General features: G+C 56.4%; 17 protein-coding genes. 8 read left to right on the top strand and 9 right to left on the bottom strand.

Features of this window, described 5'->3' with window-relative positions:
* Window positions 1–181 precede the first annotated feature (181 nt).
* Both IB212_RS00775 and IB212_RS00770 read left to right on the top strand, forming a co-directional pair.
* On the top strand, window positions 182–1582 hold the full coding sequence (locus IB212_RS00775; protein WP_069733338.1) for an MFS transporter: 1401 nt from the start codon (window positions 182–184) through the stop codon (window positions 1580–1582).
* Between the two features lie 10 nt (window positions 1583–1592).
* Window positions 1593–3542, top strand: coding sequence for a glycoside hydrolase family 127 protein (locus IB212_RS00770; protein ID WP_188245824.1), 1950 nt, complete (start codon window positions 1593–1595; stop codon window positions 3540–3542).
* Window positions 3543–3585: 43 nt separating this feature from the next.
* Here IB212_RS00770 and IB212_RS00765 read toward each other — a convergent pair whose 3' ends face one another.
* The 3 genes from IB212_RS00765 to IB212_RS00755 all read right to left on the bottom strand — a co-directional run bounded on the left by IB212_RS00765 (window position 3586) and on the right by IB212_RS00755 (window position 5140).
* Window positions 3586–3990: a type II toxin-antitoxin system HicB family antitoxin gene (locus IB212_RS00765; protein ID WP_188245825.1), complete on the bottom strand. Its 405-nt coding sequence runs from the start codon at window positions 3988–3990 to the stop codon at window positions 3586–3588.
* Window positions 3991–4004: 14 nt separating this feature from the next.
* Window positions 4005–4190, bottom strand: a complete 186-nt coding sequence (locus IB212_RS00760; protein ID WP_041911637.1) for a type II toxin-antitoxin system HicA family toxin — start codon at window positions 4188–4190, stop codon at window positions 4005–4007.
* A 209-nt stretch (window positions 4191–4399) separates the two neighbouring features.
* The gene (locus IB212_RS00755; RefSeq protein WP_188245826.1) at window positions 4400–5140 is read right to left on the bottom strand and encodes a MipA/OmpV family protein; all 741 of its coding nucleotides are present in this window, start codon (window positions 5138–5140) and stop codon (window positions 4400–4402) included.
* Window positions 5141–5257: 117 nt separating this feature from the next.
* On the opposite strand from IB212_RS00755, the gene IB212_RS00750 reads away from it, so the two are divergent.
* Entirely contained in the window at window positions 5258–6223 is a 966-nt protein-coding gene (locus tag IB212_RS00750; RefSeq protein ID WP_188245827.1) for a LysR family transcriptional regulator, read from the top strand.
* On the opposite strand, the gene aldB is transcribed toward IB212_RS00750, so the two are convergent.
* On the bottom strand, window positions 6220–7758 hold the full coding sequence (gene aldB / locus IB212_RS00745) for an aldehyde dehydrogenase AldB (RefSeq protein ID WP_041911639.1): 1539 nt from the start codon (window positions 7756–7758) through the stop codon (window positions 6220–6222). The genes IB212_RS00750 and aldB overlap by 4 nt on opposite strands.
* Before the next feature lie 165 nt (window positions 7759–7923).
* On the opposite strand from aldB, the gene IB212_RS00740 reads away from it, so the two are divergent.
* Window positions 7924–8808, top strand: coding sequence for an ROK family protein (locus IB212_RS00740; protein WP_041911640.1), 885 nt, complete (start codon window positions 7924–7926; stop codon window positions 8806–8808).
* Window positions 8809–8811: 3 nt separating this feature from the next.
* On the opposite strand, the gene selB is transcribed toward IB212_RS00740, so the two are convergent.
* The 5 genes from selB to IB212_RS00715 all read right to left on the bottom strand — a co-directional run bounded on the left by selB (window position 8812) and on the right by IB212_RS00715 (window position 14330).
* Complete coding sequence (gene selB / locus IB212_RS00735) at window positions 8812–10650, bottom strand: selenocysteine-specific translation elongation factor (RefSeq protein WP_041911641.1); 1839 nt, start codon at window positions 10648–10650, stop codon at window positions 8812–8814.
* Window positions 10647–12032, bottom strand: coding sequence for an L-seryl-tRNA(Sec) selenium transferase (gene selA / locus IB212_RS00730; RefSeq protein WP_041911642.1), 1386 nt, complete (start codon window positions 12030–12032; stop codon window positions 10647–10649). Before selA ends, selB begins: the two co-directional genes overlap by 4 nt.
* A gap of 103 nt (window positions 12033–12135) precedes the next feature.
* A complete protein-coding gene (locus tag IB212_RS00725) occupies window positions 12136–12744 on the bottom strand; it encodes a glutathione S-transferase (RefSeq protein WP_041911643.1) in 609 nt (202 codons plus the stop codon).
* Window positions 12745–12834: 90 nt separating this feature from the next.
* A complete protein-coding gene (locus IB212_RS00720; RefSeq protein ID WP_028015049.1) occupies window positions 12835–13971 on the bottom strand; it encodes an HlyD family secretion protein in 1137 nt (378 codons plus the stop codon).
* Between the two features lie 2 nt (window positions 13972–13973).
* Window positions 13974–14330, bottom strand: coding sequence for a DUF3302 domain-containing protein (locus IB212_RS00715; protein ID WP_028015048.1), 357 nt, complete (start codon window positions 14328–14330; stop codon window positions 13974–13976).
* A 634-nt stretch (window positions 14331–14964) separates the two neighbouring features.
* Here IB212_RS00715 and IB212_RS00710 point away from each other — a divergent pair.
* From IB212_RS00710 to IB212_RS00695, 4 genes are all read left to right on the top strand, one after another.
* Complete coding sequence (locus IB212_RS00710) at window positions 14965–16872, top strand: PTS mannitol transporter subunit IICBA (protein WP_028015047.1); 1908 nt, start codon at window positions 14965–14967, stop codon at window positions 16870–16872.
* Between the two features lie 102 nt (window positions 16873–16974).
* Window positions 16975–18123 carry a mannitol-1-phosphate 5-dehydrogenase gene (gene mtlD / locus IB212_RS00705; RefSeq protein ID WP_045630257.1) on the top strand — a complete coding sequence of 383 codons (1149 nt, stop codon included), beginning with the start codon at window positions 16975–16977 and terminating at the stop codon, window positions 18121–18123.
* The gene (gene mtlR, locus IB212_RS00700) at window positions 18120–18710 is read left to right on the top strand and encodes a mannitol operon repressor MtlR (protein WP_041911645.1); all 591 of its coding nucleotides are present in this window, start codon (window positions 18120–18122) and stop codon (window positions 18708–18710) included. The genes mtlD and mtlR overlap by 4 nt, the downstream gene beginning before the upstream one ends.
* A 57-nt stretch (window positions 18711–18767) precedes the next feature.
* A complete protein-coding gene (locus tag IB212_RS00695; RefSeq protein ID WP_015572767.1) occupies window positions 18768–19130 on the top strand; it encodes a YibL family ribosome-associated protein in 363 nt (120 codons plus the stop codon).
* The last annotated feature ends 103 nt before the right edge of the window (window positions 19131–19233 follow it).

Here is a 19233-nt window from a genome sequence, read left to right as displayed (position 1 = left end):
CCCGTTGATTATTAATCAATATTAAAATATCTGTCCGATCGGAATCACATTTTTATCATCAGGTCGGAATCGTCACCTTTTTATACTTTTCCCTTCCCTTGTTGGCCTTCCCGTTCGATGCAGAATAAAGAGGTACCCAGCATAAATACGATAGTAAATTCGATCTCCGAGGAGTTACTTCATGACTTCCACACCGATTACAGACGCAGACGCTGCAAAACAGAAAGTCGATGACCGGCTGTCCGTCCGCGAGAAAATGGGCTACGGCCTGGGCGATGCGGGCGGCACGGTGATTACCTGCCTCATCATGAACTTTCTGACCTTTTTCTATACCGATGTATTTGGCCTCACCCCTGCGCTGGTGGGCACGCTGTTTATTGCCCTTCGCGTGTTTGACGCCATTTCCGATCCGGTGATGGGCGTCATTGCTGACCGCACGCAGAGCCGCTGGGGCCGATTTCGTCCCTGGCAGCTGTGGGTCGCCGTCCCGATAGGCATTATCGGCGTAATGACCTTCACCGTTCCGGAAGCCAGCATGGGCGTGAAAATCGCCTGGGCGTTCGGCACCTATTTGTTGTTATCCGTGGGCTATACCGCCATCAACGTGCCCTACTGCGCGCTGATTAACACCATGACCACCCGCCACAACGAGGTGATCGCCTGCCAGTCCTGGCGCTTTGTGCTGTGCGGCGTGGCGGGCTTTCTGGTCTCCGTTGGCCTGCCGTGGCTGGTAGCGGAGCTGGGTCAGGGCGATACCGCGAAGGGTTATCAACTGGGCGTTGGCGTGCTGTGCGCTATCGCCGTGGTGATGTTCTTGTGCTGCTTCTTCTGGGTTCGCGAACGCGTTCCGCTGGCGCTGATGGGTAAATTCACCCTGCGCGAGCACCTGGCGGGCCTGCGTAAAAACGATCAGCTGCTGCTGATGTTGTTGATGTCGTTTCTGCTGATCAACGTCTTCAACATTCGCGGCGGTGGATATATGTACTTTATCACCTACGTGCTTCAGGGCAGCACGGCGTACACCTCGCTGTTTTTCACCATGGTGACCTTTGCCGCTATTCTGGGCGCGGTGATCGTCAGCCCGCTGTCGCGCCGTATTGATACCGTCAAACTCTACTACTACACCAACCTGGTGCTCGCTGCGCTTGCGGTGGGCATGTGGTTTCTGCCGGGTGGTCCGGCGCACCAGACGCTATGGCTGATCGTCATTTTAAGCAACGGCGTGATCCTGGGCTTCACCCTGCCGCTGCACTTCTCGCTAATGGCCTTTGCCGATGACTACGGCGAGTGGAAAACCGGCGTGCGTTCGTCGGGCATGAACTTCGCCTTCAACCTGTTTTTCATCAAGCTTGCGTGGGCGTCCAGCGCCGGGATTATCAGCCTGGTGTTTATTGCCGTGGCCTATCAGCCAGGCGCGGGCAACCAGACGCCAGCCTCACTGCAGGGCATCACCGCCATGGAGACGCTGCTGCCTGCCCTTTTCCACCTGCTGCTGGCGGTCGCTATCCGCTGGTGCAGGCTTAATAACCCAATGATGTCGCGCATTTCCACCGACCTGCGCCAGCGTCACGTACCGTCCTGAGGAGAACGCTATGTCCATAATGGAACCCGACCTGCACCAGCTGAAAATCAACGATCCGTTTCTCGGGCAATATCAACGGCTGGTCCGTGACGTGGTGATCCCTTACCAGTGGGATGCGCTTAACGACCGCGTGGCGGAGGCCGAACCCAGCCACGCCATCGCCAACTTCCGCATCGCGGCCGGGCTGGAACAGGGGGAGTTTTACGGGATGGTATTTCAGGACAGCGACGTGGCGAAATGGCTCGAAGCCGTGGCGTGGTCGCTGTGCCAGAAGCCGGATGCAGCACTGGAAAAAACCGCCGACGAGGTGATTGAGCTGGTCGCGGCGGCGCAGTGTGAAGATGGCTACCTCAACACCTACTTCACGGTAAAAGCCCCCGAGGAACGCTGGACGAATCTGGCCGAATGCCACGAGCTGTACTGCGCCGGGCATATGATTGAAGCGGGCGTGGCGTATTTCCAGGGAACCGGAAAACGTCGCCTGCTGGACGTGGTGTGCAGGCTGGCGGACCATATCGACAGCGTGTTTGGCCCGGGAGAAACACAGCTACACGGTTACCCTGGTCACCCGGAAATCGAGCTGGCGCTGATGAGGCTGTACGACGTCACGCAGGAGCCACGCTATCTCAATCTGGTGAAATACTTTATCGAAGAACGCGGCGCGCAGCCTCACTTCTACGATAGCGAATACGAGAAGCGCGGCAAAACATCTTACTGGAATACCTATGGCCCGGCGTGGATGGTCAAGGACAAAGCCTACAGCCAGGCGCATCAGCCGCTTGCCGAGCAGCAAACGGCCATCGGCCACGCCGTGCGTTTCGTCTACCTGATGGCGGGCATGGCGCATCTGGCGCGCCTGAGCAACGACGAGGGGAAACGCCGGGACTGTCTGCGGCTGTGGAACAACATGGCGCAGCGCCAGCTGTACATTACCGGCGGGATTGGCTCGCAGAGCAGCGGCGAGGCGTTCAGCAGCGATTACGATCTGCCCAACGATACGGTGTACGCCGAAAGCTGCGCCTCAATCGGCCTGATGATGTTCGCCCGCCGGATGCTGGAGATGGAGGCAGACGGCCACTACGCCGACGTGATGGAGCGCGCGCTGTACAACACGGTGCTGGGCGGGATGGCGCTGGACGGTAAGCATTTCTTTTATGTCAATCCACTGGAAGTGCATCCGAAAACGCTGGCCTTTAACCATATCTATGACCACGTGAAGCCGGTGCGTCAGCGCTGGTTCGGCTGCGCCTGCTGCCCGCCGAATATCGCCCGCGTGCTGACCTCGCTGGGGCACTACATTTATACCGTTCGCCCGGATGCGCTGCTGATAAACCTGTACGTGGGGAACGACGTCGCCATTCCGGTGGGCGATAACACCCTACAGCTGCGCATTAGCGGTAACTATCCGTGGCAGGAGCAGGTGAAGATCGAAATCACCTCGCCGGTTCCGGTCACCCACACGCTGGCACTCAGGCTGCCGGACTGGTGCGCGGAGCCTGCCGTTTCGCTGAATGGCGAAGCCATGACCGGTGAAGCGTCACGCGGATACCTCTACCTCAACCGCCGCTGGCAGGAAGGCGACACCCTGACCCTGACGCTACCGATGCCGGTCCGCCGCGTGTACGGTAACCCCCAGGTGCGCCAGCAGGCGGGTAAAGTCGCGCTACAGCGCGGGCCGCTGGTTTACTGCCTGGAAGAAGCTGATAACGGCGCCAACCTGCATAACCTCTCCCTGCCCCGAGATAGCGAGTTCCGGGTGTATGAAGGCAAAGGCATTTTCGCGCATAAGATGCTGATACAGACAGAAGGGATTGGGTGTCACATGAAGGAAACGGATGCGCTGTGGCAGTACGACCGCTCGCCGGTACTGCGCCAGCCCCGTACGTTGACCTTTATTCCGTGGTTTAGCTGGGCTAACCGGGGAGAAGGGGAAATGCGGGTATGGGTGGATGAAGGCTGAATAGCGGCGGTCTGTTGCCCTCACCCACGGGAGAGGTTGAACGCTATGGCAGCACGCGACGTGCTGCCTCAGCCAGAAATGCGCTTCGATTACCGAACTGAGGATGCTCGCTAACAAAGGAATCAATCTTTACCAACAAACGTCGAGGCATCGTGATGTTGATACGCTCGGCTCTGCCGTCAAACTGCTTCATATTAATATCCACCAGCAACCATTGCCCGCCCGTGAAGTCGTCAGGGTGATTTTCAAGGTGCACTTCGACATTCCCCGGAAGAGGCAATGCTTCATCCATTTTAAACAGCGCTTCGAAGTGCGCGGTGAGCGCCTCACGTGCATCCTGAAAAGCGTCGTCCAGGGAATCACCTGCAAAAAAACAGCCTGGAACGTCAGGAAAAAAGCCGCTGGCGCTACCGTCGGTGTCAGAATGAATGTAAGCCGGATAAAACATAACTACTCCTGATATCAGTGTTTAATTCCCGCCTGCCGCCATATCTGCGCGAGCGTGCCCGGTTTAATATCCTTCTTAGGATGTGGGACAGTAACCAGCCCTTTCTGTTCGGGATGGCGAAACTGATGATGGCTTCCTTTCGTTCTGACACATTTCCAGCCGTGGCCGATCAGAACGGTAATGACATCCGCACTTTTCACATCCCAGTCCTTCCATGATTATACACATGATACACACCATTACTATCGGGTCGAATCACATTAGCGCATAAGGAACATCAGTGCAGCCGTGTTTTGGCGGAACAGGAAGAAGCATCGAAAAATGAAAAAGGAATATGTTGTATTGCAGATAAAAATGCAGGCAAGATCGTAGGCCGGGCAAGGCAACGCCGTCGCCCGGCTTTACCGCATCAGAAGCGCCAGGTCAGGCCGGTCATTAGCGCGAAGCTATCATCGCGGTCGATCATCGGGCTGTTCTTCACGTCATCAGGCAACACGGTGTAGACCGCGCTGGCGTTGAGGTACAGCTTCTGGGTTAACTGATATTTAGCTGCCAGACCAACGTAGGGCGTCCAGCTGTCGCCGGCGGTGTATTGATCCAGCCCTGAGCGGCGTGACTCGCTGCCGGATACGCCGTAGTAGTAGTCGTTATAGCTCTCGTCGCTGTAAAAAACACCGACAGAAGGCGTCAGGGTCAAACGCTCCATCCTGATTGGACGGAAGTAGGATATCTCGCCCACCACGCCGCCGCTTTCATCCGTGGCATCGCCTGAGACCGCCACTTTCAGAGAACCCCAGCTTTCGTGGCGGTAGTACGCACCGCCGAGGAACGCAGAGGCTTTACGCTCATCAAGCTGCTTCATCTGGTGGTCGTCGTTATCATCCGGATCAAAATGCAGCGGCATCCAGGATGCGGTCAGGCTGAGTTCATTTTTTGCGTCTTTCCACAGGATCCATCCGCCCGTGGTCTGGCGAACATAGAAACGATCGCCCTCATAGCTAATTAACGGCACCGCGGTGGTATTTTCGTTATAGCCTTTATAAGAAGACTCATTAAATACGGCCCCCGCGCCAAGTGAAAAATCACCGGCCATTGCAGAAGAGGTTGCAAATAACGTGGCAGCAATCAGTAAATTGTATTTAATAGTCATGTGAAGTAATCCATTTATACGCCAAATAAGCGGGACGAATAATAATGGTTACAAATTTGCCGGTGCAACGCTGCAGTTTATATAATATTATATATAAAACCATATAGATGGGTGCGCATGATGAATAAATTACAGCTAAAGCCACGCGAGTTAAAAATAATCTCCGTCATCGCAGCCACCCACAGCATTGGTGATGCCGCCGCCCTGCTGGGCATGGCGCAGGCCAACGTCAGTAAATATCTCTCGGATTTTGAAACGCGGGTTGGGCTTAAGGTTTTTGAGCGCACGACCCGCCAGCTCGCTCTGACGCAGTTCGGTGAAGCATTACTCCCTTATGTCGACGCCACGCTGGACAAAAACACACAACTCATTAATTTCATTGCCGATTATAAGCATGAAAAGCGTGGAAAAGTCACAATTTACGCCCCAACGGGCATTGTGACCTATCTCGCGCGCCACGTGATCCACCAGATAAAGGACATCGGGGACATTCGTATTTCCCTGAAAACCTACAACCTGGACCGCAACGAATATTCAGAAGGTGTGTCCTTCCCGGATGACTGTGATATTTTAATTACCTATGCTCAGCCAAAAGATGAAAGTCTGGTCGCCAGCGTATTAACAAAATATTCCGTCACTGCATTCGCAACCCAGGAATATTTAAATAAACATCCTTTAACCGGACCTGAAGATTTAATTAATCACTCCTGTATTCTGATCGACTCCATGCTGGTCGATGACGCCAACATCTGGCGTTTTCGCATGCATGGCAGTGATGATGTGCATGATTATCGGGTAACCGGAAACTATATTTGCGACAATACCCAGACGGCCCTGGAGCTGGCAAGAAATAATCTTGGCATTGTGTTCGCGCCGAAAGAAAGCCTGAAGAAAGAATTAACGCAAGGCACGCTGGTCCCCTGTTTCCCGCATCAGGAAGAGTGGTGGCTCGATCTGACCGCCATCTTCCGCAAGCGCGAATATCAGCCCTGGCGCGTACAATATGTTCTGGATGGTGTCCTCAACTGCCTGCGCCAGCAAATTGCTCAGGCCGTCCATGGACGGCCTGAACTGGGTGGTTAGAATAGCCCCAGCGGTTTATCGGAGTAACTGACAAGCAGACATTTCGTCTGCTGGTAATGCTCCAGCATCATCTTGTGCGTTTCACGCCCGATGCCCGACTGCTTATACCCGCCAAATGCCGCGTGAGCCGGATAGGCGTGGTAGCAGTTGGTCCATACGCGTCCCGCCTGTATACCCCTGCCCATTTTATAGGCCAGATTACCGTTACGGCTCCAGACTCCCGCCCCCAGGCCATACGGCGTGTCGTTGGCAATCTCCAGCGCCTCCTCCATCGTTTTGAAGGTAGTCACCGCCAGCACCGGTCCGAAGATCTCCTCCTGGAAGACGCGCATGTTGTTCTGCCCGAACAGGATCGTCGGCTCAAGGTAATACCCTTCCTGCAGATCTCCGCCGAGCACCTTACGGCGACCGCCGGTCAGGATATCCGCCCCTTCCTTCTTGCCGATATCGATGTAGTTGAGGATAGTCTCCAGCTGGCCATGCGAGACCTGCGCCCCCATCTGCGTAACGTTATCGAGCGGGTTACCGCTGCGGATAGACTCGACGCGGCGAATGGCCCGCTCCATAAAGCGCTCGTAGATGGACTCCTGCACCAGCGCGCGGCTTGGGCAGGTGCAGACTTCGCCCTGGTTAAAGGCAAACAGCGCAAACCCTTCCAGCGCCTTGTCGAAGAAAGCGTCCTCTTCCTCCATCACGTCCGCGAAGAAGATGTTCGGGGACTTCCCGCCCAGCTCCAGGGTCACCGGAATAATGTTTTGCGTGGCGTACTGCATAATCTGCTGGCCCACTTCCGTCGACCCGGTAAACGCCACTTTAGCGATCCGTTTTGAAGTGGCCAGATATTCCCCTATCTCACCGCCCGCGCCGTTCACCACGTTAATCACCCCCGGCGGCAGAAGATCGGCAACAATTTCCATCAGCAGCAGGACAGAGAGCGGGGTTAAACGCGCCGGTTTAAGCACAATGCAGTTCCCGGCGGCCAGCGCGGGTGCCATTTTCCAGCTCGCCATCAGCAGCGGGAAGTTCCACGGAATAATTTGCCCGACGACCCCCAGCGGCTCGTGGAAGTGGTACGCCACGGTGTCGCTATCTACCTCGCTTATTCCGCCCTCCTGCGCGCGAATACAGGAGGCAAAATAGCGGAAGTGGTCGATAGCCAGCGGCACGTCTGCCGCCATCGTTTCCCGGATCGGCTTGCCGTTATCCCAGGTTTCCGCCGTCGCCAGCAGCTCCAGGTTCTGCTCCATCCGGTCGGCGATTTTGAACAAAATGGCCGCGCGCTCCTGAACGGAGGTATGGCCCCATTTATCTTTCGCTTTGTGTGCCGCATCCAGCGCCAGATCGATATCCCGCTTGCCGGAGCTGGCAATCTCGCACAGCGGCTGGCCGGTAACGGGCGTCAGGTTGGAATAGTATTCGCCGTCGACGGGGGCCACCCAGTCGCCGCCGATAAAATTGTCATAACGGGGCTTCAGCTTGAGGGGAAAACCATACTCGCCGGGCTGGATTCGCGAAGAGGGAGGATTGTTTGTCATGACCGTCTCCTTGCTGTTGGTGTACAACAAGGGTAGTCCCGGCTGGCGGTTTTCTCGCCAGTGGGTGACGGGTTTACGAGCCGTATCACGGATTACCGTACTTTACGTTTCGTTCCTGCCACTGAGCCATACTTAACAGCTCAAGGGCTCATGAGGAACAATGCGATGCAGCTGTTTATCGGTTTTGACGTAGGCGGAACCCACATCAAACACGGCGTGATTGATGAAAATGGCAAGGAGCTGACGACGGACGAGTACGATACTCCTGAGGATAAAAACACCTTCAAAAAGAAGTGGAAAGCGGTAGTTGAAGCGTATCAGGACGAACACGACATCGTCGGTATCGGCGTGAGCTTTCCCGGCCATATTAACCACCACAGCGGCGAAGCGGCAAAAGCGGGCGCGCTCGATTATCTCGATGGTGAAAACCTGTGCGAACTCTTCGCCGGGCTGACCGACCTTCCCGTCACCGTGGAAAACGACGCCAACTGTGCGGCGCTGGGCGAGCGCTGGCAGGGCGCGGGTAAGGACTACGAGCATTTCGTCTGCATCACCATCGGCACGGGCATCGGTGGCGGGATTGTAATGGAAGGCGATCTTTATCGCGGGTCGCATTACCGCGCCGGCGAATTTGGCGTGCTGCCCGTGGGTAATAACGGCGAACCCATGCATGACGTGGCGTCGGCCAGCGGCCTGATGAAAGCCTGCCGCCGCGCGCTGGCCGTATCAGAAGAAGAGATGCCTGACGGCGAGGAGCTGTTTAAACGCATGGAGAGCGACGTGCATCTGCGTGAGGCCATTGAGGAGTGGGCCCATTGCCTCTCGCGCGGCGTTTACAGCGTAATCTCGATGTTCGATCCACAGGCAGTGCTGATTGGCGGCGGGGTAAGCGAGCAGGAGAAAATCTATCTCCTGCTCGATAAGAACCTGCAGCGATTCGAAGAGTGGGAGGCGCTCAAGGTGCCCATTCTGCCCTGCGAGCTGGGTAACCAGGCGGGGAGGCTGGGCGCGGTATGGCTGGCAAAACAAAAACTCTCCCGCCGCACGTAGCGCTCAGGGGAACAGCTGCGCGTCGCGAAGCAGATGGTCATTACCCCGGCGACGCGTAAAACCGATGCGGTTGAAATATTCCAGGATCTGGATCGCCAGCTTGCGGCCAACGTTCAGCCGGTCGCGGAAATCGGCTGCGCAGGTGGAGCCGCGCGCCTGATCCAGTTCGCGGATCAGGTTAGCAAACGCCACAATGCGATCGTTACGGTAATAACGATCTTTCACGATCGCGACTATCAGCCCCTGCTGCGCCGCATGGCGCAATACCTGGCGCATCATCTGCTCGTCGGTATTCGTTTCACGCGCCAGATCGCGAACCCACCAGGGTTCATCGCCAAACAGCGAGGCCACTTTTTGCCAGATTGCCTCCTGCTCTGCGGTGAACCCGGCTTTGTGATCCGGCAGGTGCAGCCAGCCGTGATGGCTTTTAATCACCCCGCTTTCGCGCATGTTTTCAATCAGCAGCAGCACCAGCGCATCGTCTTCCATCGGCAGCGCCATGCGTCGCAAGCGCTCACGACCAGGACCGGGTTCATCCTGATGCTGTTCATGGTAAGTGGCGAGCGTGTTCAGGATCTTACGCTGCCAGTTTGCCGCAACTGGCGCATCGAGCAGGCTGTTGCCGGCCTGAATAAAGCCCGGCTGTTGGGTCAGCTGATGCAACCCTTCGCCGCTCAGCTGGCGTGCCCATGCAAAATCACTCAGGCTCACGGCCCCGCGCTCAAGATGCACCCGCAGCGCGGCGTTATCATCCTGAGCCTGCGCAAGCGCAGCCAGCCATTGCAGGTATTCAGGCTTACGCTTGCCGCGTCGCGGCGGGTTCAGCGTCACCACCCGCGCCCCGGCCAGCGTTTCCCGTGCGGAAATGTCCCGCAGTACCAGACGGTCGTCATCCGCCAGCCAGAGCGGCGAATCAAAAACCAGTTCGGCAAGATCGTTTTCCAGCAGGGACACGCGCCCGGTGATATGGCTGGCCGCGTGGTGAATATGCAGCGGCTGCCATTGAGTCAGCGGGACGTTTGTCTGCAGGGAGACGATGACGCGTTCAGACGGCTCGGGCGGGGCGTCGGCCAGCAGCCAGTCGCCGCGGTTAAGCTGCTCTTTTTCCGCATCCCCGGCAATGTTGAGCGCGATCCGCTGCCCGGCGTGGGCGTGCTCCGCAGGCTGATTTTGCGCATGTAAGCCGCGCACGCGCATCGGTTTATTAACGCCCGTCAGCCAGAGGCTATCGCCCACCTTCACTTCACCGCTTAACGCCGTACCGGTGACCACCAGCCCCGCGCCTTTGACGGTAAACGCCCGGTCAATCGCCAGACGGAAGCGGTGATGGCTGGCGTGGTCTCGCGACGAAAGCTGCTGCAAATGGTAGCGAAGTTCGCCGATACCGCGCCCTTCTGTCGCTACGGTGACAAAAAGCGGTGCATCGGCAAAACCATATTCCCGTAAGGTCGCCTGCACCGCTTCGCGCACCTCGCTGACGCGCGCGTCGTCAACGCGATCGGCTTTCGTCAGCGCCACGGTCAGCTGCGGGTTGCCTGTCAGCTGGAGGATCGCCAGATGCTCACGGGTTTGCGCCATCACGCCGTCATCGCAGGCCACCACAAGCAGGGCATGATCGATGCCCCCCACGCCCGCCAGCATGTTGGAAAGAAATTTTTCATGCCCCGGAACATCAATAAAGCCCAGCACGCGGCCATCGGGCTGGGGCCAGTAGGCATAGCCAAGATCGATGGTCATGCCGCGCTTTTTCTCTTCCGGCAGACGATCGGCGTTTATGCCGGTAATTGCCTGCAGTAACGTGGTTTTTCCGTGGTCGACGTGACCGGCGGTGGCAATAATCATTTCAACAACATCTCCAGAAATCGCTCTTCATCTTCAAGGCAGCGCAGATCCAGCCACATGCGGCCGTCGTAAATCCGTCCGATAACCGGCGTCGGCAGGCCACGCCAGCGCAACGACAGAGCCTCAAGGCGGCTACCGCGCCCGTCACGCGGGGTGAAAGTGAGCGCTTGACTCGGCAGCCTGTCCACCGGCAGCGAACCGCTGCCAATTTGCGACTGGCAGGGCTCAATGCGAACGTCAAAATCGGGGTAGTGCGGGGCAACGCGCGGCAGCAGCAGTTCGGCCTGAGCGCGAATCGAGGCGGCATCCCGGCTTAACAGACGCAGCGTGGGCAGGCGGTCAGCCAGTTTTTCCGGATGGAGATAGAGCCGCAGCGTCGCCTCCAGCGCGGCAAGCGTCATTTTATCGGCGCGCAGGGCGCGTTTGAGCGGGTGCAGCTGCAGCTGCGCAATCAGCTCGCGCTTGCCGACGATAATTCCGGCCTGCGGCCCGCCCAGTAGTTTGTCGCCGGAAAAGCTGACCAGGCTCACGCCCGCGGCAATCATCTGTTGCGGCATCGGCTCTTCAGGCAGCCCGTACTGGCTGAGATCCACCAGCGAACCGCTGCCGAGATCGGCAATCACCGGAATATTCAGCTCGCGCCCAATCGCCGCCAGCTCGGCCTCTTCAACCGTTTTGGTGAAGCCTTCAATATGATAATTGCTGGTGTGGACCTTCATCAGCAGGGCGGTGTTTTCATTCACCGCCGCGCGATAATCTTTCGCATGGGTACGGTTAGTCGTACCCACTTCATGCAGCGTGCAGCCCGCCTGGCGCATCACGTCCGGGATGCGAAACGCCCCGCCAATCTCCACCAGCTCGCCGCGGGACACCACCACCTCTCTGCCGCTCGCGGTCGCCGCCAGCATCAGCAGCACCGCCGCCGCGTTGTTATTCACAATGCAGGCATCTTCCGCACCGGTTAGCTGGCAGAGCAGATCCGCCAGCGCGCGATCGCGATGCCCGCGCCCGGCGCCGTCCAGATCGTACTCCAGCGTCACCGGCGAGCGCATGGCCTGCACGACCGCAGCCACCGCCTCTTCCGCCTGCTGGGCGCGTCCCAGGTTGGTGTGCAACACGGTCCCCGTCAGGTTGACCACCGGGCGTAACGCGCTTTGCGCCTTCTCACCCAGCCGATACTCAACTTCCTGCTCCCACGCAGCACACCAGTCGGGCAAGGCGTTTTCGGCCTGGATATGGCCTCGGGCTTCATCCTGAAGCAGACGTAACATCTCCACCGTCGCGGTATGGCCGAAGCGCTCAACGGCAGCGTGAATGCGGGGCTCGCGAAGAAGTCGGTCGGTCGCGGGGATCTGGCTGTACAGCGAATGATGAGTAGTCATGAAAGCGCCTGGCGAGTAAATATCTTCCCCCCTCCCGACGGGAGAGGGAGTTAACATGTGGAGGGATTGTACCGCCTCCGACGCCGAAGTGTTATAACCCGCGTCAAGCCTTTGGCGGTTCGGTGCGGGCAAAGCTCTCGCGGCTAAAGAGCGTTTCTGCGAGTTTCACCAGCAGCGGACGGTCAACGCACCAGCCAGGGGACACCCGGCGGAAGTTGAGATAGCCGATGGCGCAGGCGATGGCGATGGTTGCCAGGTCCAGGCTGTCGGTGTGGATCTTGCCCTCCCGGATAAGCTTTTCACACATATCCAGACTGCGGCTGATTTTTTCCCGCTGGCGCAGCAGCTCGCTTTCTGACTGCTGGGCGGCGGGCCTTGCCTGCTCGCGAACGGAGGTGAGTGCTGCATCCATAATGCCGTCGGCCAGGGCTTCAATTTGCTTCACCGCCAGCGCCGCTTTAGGGTCAGACGGCAGCATTGCCGGGGCAATGCCCAGCAGCTCGATATACTCCGCAATAATGGGGGAATCGAACCAGTATTCGCCCTCGTCCGTCACCAGCGCCGGAACTTTCCCCAGCGGGTTATACTGCGCGACGCCGTTTTTGGCGTTGTAGGGCTGTTCATTAACGAATTCAAATTCAATCCCTTTCTCCAGCAGGAGAATCGAGATTTTTCGCACGAAGGGACTGGTGTAGCTACCGATGAGTTTCATTGCCTGATCCTTGATGCCGGGAAAAAGTCAGTATGGATCAAGCGATGAAAAAAGGGCAGATATGCGTGTCGCATTCCCGCCCCGGAAGGATTAGTGATCGAGATAGAGGTAGTGCATCCAGCTGGTCATACGCAGCAGCACTTTACGCATCACCGAGACGTGGGCGAAATGATCCGAATAGACCGCCACCTGGGCATAAATACCGTCCGGCAAAGCATCGACGTCGGCGTTAGGCTCCAGTTCAATCAGCGCCTGTACCCCATCCGTACCCGGCGCAACGGTCAGTGCCTGCAAGGCACCCTGCGCCTGATACGACCCGCCCGGCACCACAGGCAGAACGCTGGTGAGCTTACCGGTGAACACCTGGCCCGGCAGCGCGTTAAATACCACTTCCGCTTCATCGCCCGGCTTCAGACGCAGCAGCGAGTTCTGACGGAACTGGGCCACAATCTGGCGCTTCTGTTCAGGAATGAAGACCATCACCGGGCGCAGCGGCAGCGCGGCGGCATAGGTTCCCGGACGAATCAGCACCTGGGTGATATAGCCATTGCTCGGCGCGCGCACCACGGTCTGATCGAGGTTGTATTTTGCTTCAGCAAGCTGGGCGCGTAACGAGGCAATCTGCGACTGCTCGCCGTTCACCATGCTGTCCAGCTGGCTTTGAATCTGCGTCTGCTCAGCAACGGAGCCTTTCACCATGGCATCCTGCGCCAGATAGTTCTGCCGCGCGTTATCAATATCGCTTTCAGAGAACGGATTCACCTTCGCCTGGCTGCCTTTGAGGTAGCGCTGATAATCTTTATATAGTCGATCGCGCTCAGCGGAGACGCGTGTCGTATTGGCAACCGCTTCCGAAAGCTGCGCTTTCAGAGTGTCGATATTGTGCGTCGCTGTCACCAGGTCCGCCTTCAGTCTGTCGACGCGCGCCTGATAGCGGCCCGGATCCAGTTTAAATAACACTTCGCCTTTTTTAATGAGCTGGTTATTTTTATCGGTCACTTCAGTAACCACCCCCGTGACCTGCGGCGTAATCGGAATGGAAATTACCGCTTTTTGCGCCGTAAAGGTATACGGATGGTTATAGTTCATTAGCAGAATGAGTCCGGCAACAATAAACACTCCGCCTAACGTCGCGGTAGCAAGCGTCCACTGATTTACCGGAATACGGAATATTTTAAAGATTGCCCAGGCAAATGCCACATAGGTCAGAATAATCAACAGATCCATGATTAGCGCTCCAGCGTGTTTTTATCATCAGAGGGCTGAACCGCTGCCAGCTTGTGTTCTAACTCGGCCACGCGTTTGGCCAGCGCATCCATCCCCGGAACCTCATCAGGCTTAGTAATGTGGTTCTGCATGCCCCAGCCGCGATCTTCGCGGTACAGCGTGGCCCAAATCCACAGGAACGGCCAGATGGCATGGAGCGTAAACAGGCTGATCCAGCCTGCCGTATGAATAGCATCGGCATGGGGATGATTACGCTTTTTAGCCATATTATAGGGGATGTCATGGATGGCGATGATTCCGTAAAAAAGAACCAGAAATACAAAAATCAACACGCCCAGCGCGAAATAGTTGAGAAACATAGTCTCCTCACTTAAACAACGTCAACTCATTACATTAATAAAACAGCACGCAGCCTAATTAATTTATTTTTAAATTTAAAAGGCACACTGATTATTTCAGAGCCGGGGAGTATCGGTTTTTATAATATCTCCACGCAAGTTTATAAGCGTGTCAAAATATATCCTGAATAATAATATACTCAACCTTACATTATGAGCGTCATTCAGGTTTCAACTTTCCGCCATACTACATATGAAAACTGTTTTATTAGCTTTCCGTGTTACTCGAGGCCGTCCTGACGCCGATCGCAGTCGGAGAAATCCGCATAAAAATATTTTGTGAAACCAGTCACAATCCAGAAACAAACCCGCAAAAACAAAATGTGATATCAATCACATAAAGAGGTGGTTTTTGCTCTATTTTTCGCCATCGTATTTTTTTCACTCACCTGTTTTGTGACTCAGATCACTTCATTCAACGCCATACCCCCTACATTTACGTGACATACATCACACAAAATTCCGCTATCTGGACAGTTGAACGATTCAGTGCCAGATTTCACAGCATCAGAACAGGGTCCGGCTACCTCTGCCGCCTCATTAACAATAAACCTCGGGCCGCAAGCCTAAGCGTAAACAGAAGAAGGGGTGTTTTATGTCATCCGATTTCAAGATCAAAGTTCAAAGCTTTGGTCGTTTCCTCAGCAACATGGTGATGCCAAATATCGGCGCGTTTATCGCGTGGGGTATTATCACCGCATTGTTCATTCCGACAGGGTGGTTGCCTAACGAAACGCTGGCGAAACTTGTTGGCCCAATGATTACCTATCTCCTGCCGCTGCTCATCGGTTATACCGGTGGTCGTCTGGTGGGCGGTGACCGTGGTGGCGTCGTGGGTGCCATCACAACCATGGGCGTGATCGTCGGTGCGGATATGCCGATGTTCCTCGGTGCGATGATTGCCGGTCCTCTGGGCGGCTGGGCGATTAAGAAATTCGACGTCTGGGTTGATGGCAAGATCAAGTCCGGCTTCGAAATGCTGGTGAACAACTTCTCTGCGGGCATCATCGGGATGATCCTCGCGATTCTGGCGTTCCTCGGCATTGGTCCGGCTGTTGAAGTGCTGTCCAAACTGCTGGCGGCGGGCGTTAACTTCATGGTGGCGCACGACATGCTGCCGCTGGCGTCTATCTTCGTTGAACCGGCGAAAATCCTGTTCCTGAACAACGCCATTAACCACGGTATCTTCTCGCCGCTGGGTATTCAGCAGTCTCACGATCTCGGCAAGTCCATCTTCTTCCTGATTGAAGCGAACCCGGGTCCGGGTATGGGCGTTCTGCTGGCGTACATGTTCTTTGGTCGCGGCAGCGCGAAGCAGTCTGCTGGCGGCGCGGCTATCATCCACTTCCTGGGCGGTATCCACGAAATTTACTTCCCGTACGTGCTGATGAACCCACGTCTGATCCTGGCCGTTATCCTCGGCGGTATGACTGGTGTGTTCACCCTGAGCGTGCTGGGCGGCGGTCTGGTCTCCCCTGCTTCTCCAGGCTCTATCCTGGCGGTGCTGGCGATGACGCCGAAAGGCGCGTACTTCGCGAACATCGCGGCGATCTGTGCGGCGATGGCGGTCTCCTTCGTGGTCTCTTCTATCCTGCTGAAAACCAGCAAGGTGAAAGAAGACGACGATATCGAAGCGGCAACCCGTCGTATGCACGACATGAAAGCCGAATCCAAAGGTGCGACCCCACTGGCGGCTGGCGATGTTTCTAACGACCTGAGCCACGTGCGTAAAATCATCGTTGCCTGCGACGCCGGTATGGGTTCCAGCGCAATGGGTGCCGGCGTGCTGCGTAAGAAAGTGCAGGATGCGGGCCTGACCAACATCTCCGTAACCAACAGCGCGATTAACAACCTGCCGCCGGACGTTGACCTGGTCATCACGCACCGCGATCTGACCGAGCGCGCTATGCGTCAGGTACCGCAGGCACAGCACATCTCGCTGACCAACTTCCTGGACAGCGGCCTGTACACCAGCCTGACCGAACGTCTGGTTGCCGCGCAGCGCCACGAAGACAACGAAGTGAAAGTGCGCACCAGCCTGCAGGACAGCTTTGACGAGAGCAACGCTCACCTGTTTAAGCTGGGCGCGGAGAACATCTTCCTCGGCCGTACCGCGAGCACCAAAGAAGAGGCGATTCGCTTTGCCGGTGAACAGCTGGTGAAGGGCGGCTACGTTCAGCCAGAATACGTTGACGCGATGCTGGAACGTGAAAAACTGACGCCAACCTACCTGGGTGAATCCATCGCGGTTCCGCACGGTACGGTTGAAGCGAAAGACCGCGTGCTGAAAACCGGCGTGGTGTTCTGTCAGTATCCTGACGGCGTGCGCTTCGGTGAAGAAGAGGACGACATCGCCCGTCTGGTGATTGGTATCGCCGCTCGCAACAACGAGCATATTCAGGTGATTACCAGCCTGACCAACGCGCTGGATGATGAGTCCGTCATCGAGCGCCTGGCACAAACTGAAAGCGTTGAAGAAGTTCTGGCCCTGCTCAACAAATAGCAGCGCCTCTTCCCTCTCCCCTTCGGGGAGAGGGCTAGGGTGAGGGGGAAACGTTCCTCACCCCAGCCCTCTCGGGTAAAAACATTGATGAAGGTTAACACTATGAAAGCATTACATTTTGGCGCAGGTAATATCGGTCGTGGCTTTATCGGTAAACTGCTGGCAGACGCGGGCATTACCCTGACATTCGCCGATGTGAATCAGGTGGTTCTGGATGCCCTGAATGCCCGTCATAGCTATCAGGTTCATGTGGTGGGTGAAAACGAACAGGTTGAAACCGTCTCTGGCGTCAACGCGGTCAGCAGCATCGGCGACGACGTGATTGACCTGATCGCCAGCGTTGATCTGGTGACCACCGCCGTGGGTCCGGTGGTGCTTGAACGTATTGCTCCTGCGGTCGCGAAAGGCCTGAAGAAGCGTAAAGCACAGGGCATTGAAACACCGCTGAACATCATCGCCTGTGAAAACATGGTGCGCGGCACCACGCAGCTGAAAGGTCACGTTATGGCGGCCGTGGCTGAGGAAGATAAAGCCTGGGTTGAAGCGCACGTCGGGTTTGTGGATTCCGCTGTAGACCGTATCGTTCCGCCGTCCGAATCCGCCACCAACGATCCGCTGGAAGTCACTGTTGAAACCTTCAGCGAGTGGATCGTCGATAAAACTCAGTTCAAGGGCGCGCTGCCGACCATTCCGGGAATGGAACTCACTGATAACCTGATGGCATTTGTCGAACGCAAACTCTTCACGCTGAACACCGGGCATGCTATAACCGCGTACCTCGGAAAGTTGGCCGGTCATCAGACCATTCGCGACGCGATCCTCGATGAGCAGATCCGCGCGGTGGTGAAAGGGGCAATGGAAGAGAGCGGCGCGGTGCTGATCAAACGCTACGGTTTTGATGCTGATAAACACGCAGCATACATCCAGAAAATCCTCGGTCGTTTTGAAAACCCGTATCTGAAAGATGACGTTGAGCGCGTGGGCCGTCAGCCTCTGCGTAAGCTGAGCGCGGGCGACCGCCTGATTAAGCCGCTGCTGGGCACGCTGGAATACGGTCTGCCGCACGCCAACCTGGTGAAAGGAATTGCTGCCGCGATGCACTACCGCAGCGAGCAGGACCCGCAGGCGATTGAGCTGGCTCAGCTGATTGATGACAAAGGCGCGCAGGCTGCGCTGGCGCAGATTTCCGGTCTGGACGCCAGCAGCGACGTGGTTGCGGAGGCGGTTAACGCATACAACGCAACCAAATGATTCAGAATCCGGCGCAGGTAAGCCTGCGCCCGAATAACAGATTGTCAGATATGCAGGCAATAATGGAACAAACCCAGGCCTTTGAAAATCGTGTGCTTGAGCGTCTGAATGCTGGCAAAACCGTACGAAGTTTCCTGATTGCCGCCGTCGAGCTGTTAACCGAGGCGGTGAACATTCTGGTGCTTCAGGTGTTTCGCAAAGACGACTACGCGGTAAAGTACGCTGTAGAACCGTTACTGGACGGAGACGGACCGCTGGGCGATCTGTCGGTGCGTCTGAAGCTGATTTATGGTCTTGGCGTGCTCAACCGCCAGGAGTATGAAGACGCTGAACTGTTAATGGCGCTGCGCGAAGAGCTCAATCATGACGGTAATGAGTACACTTTTACCGATGATGAGATCCTGGGGCCCTTCGGCGAGTTGCACTGCGTGGCCGCCCTGCCCCCTGCTCCTCATTTTGATAACAGCGACCCTGAGCTGTACGCTATGCAAAAGCTGCGTTATCAACAGGTTGTCCGTTCCACTATGGTCCTCTCCCTGACTGAGCTGATTTCTAAAATCAGCTTAAAAAAAGCGTTTCAGAAGTAAGCCCGTTCACATTGGTGTATCCTTCCCTGTAATTCCCCCGATTTAGAGTCAATTGTCATGAAAGAAGTCGAAAAGAACGAAATTAAACGCCTGAGCGACCGTCTGGATCTGATCCGTCACCAGATGGCTGGCCTGTCTCTGGTTGATTCCGCCGAGAAATATGCCGAACTGGAAAAAGAGTCCGTGAAGCTGGAAGCGGAGATTGAGCGCCTGCGCGAAGTGAAAGGCCAGAAGTTGAGCAAAGAAGCGCAGAAGCTGATGAACATGCCGCACCGCCGCGCGATCACCAAAAAAGAGCAGGCTGACATGGGCAAGCTGAAGAAAAGCGTCCGTGGTCTGGTGGTGGTGCACCCGATGACCGAGCTTGGCCGCGAAATGGGCCTCAAAGAGATGACGGGTTTTTGTAAGACCGCATTCTGATTTCATGCCGGGTGGCGCTGCGCTTACCCGGCCTGTTCTTTTCCCCTTCGCGTGAATTGGTCCAACCAATAGCGCAATCAATCCTCCCCCGGTTCACAATTCC

This window comes from Enterobacter sp. E12 (assembly GCF_014596715.2).
GTDB lineage: Bacteria > Pseudomonadota > Gammaproteobacteria > Enterobacterales > Enterobacteriaceae > Enterobacter > Enterobacter bugandensis.
Note: the sequence above shows the minus strand (reverse complement) of the source record. Positions and strands in the feature narration are given on the sequence as shown.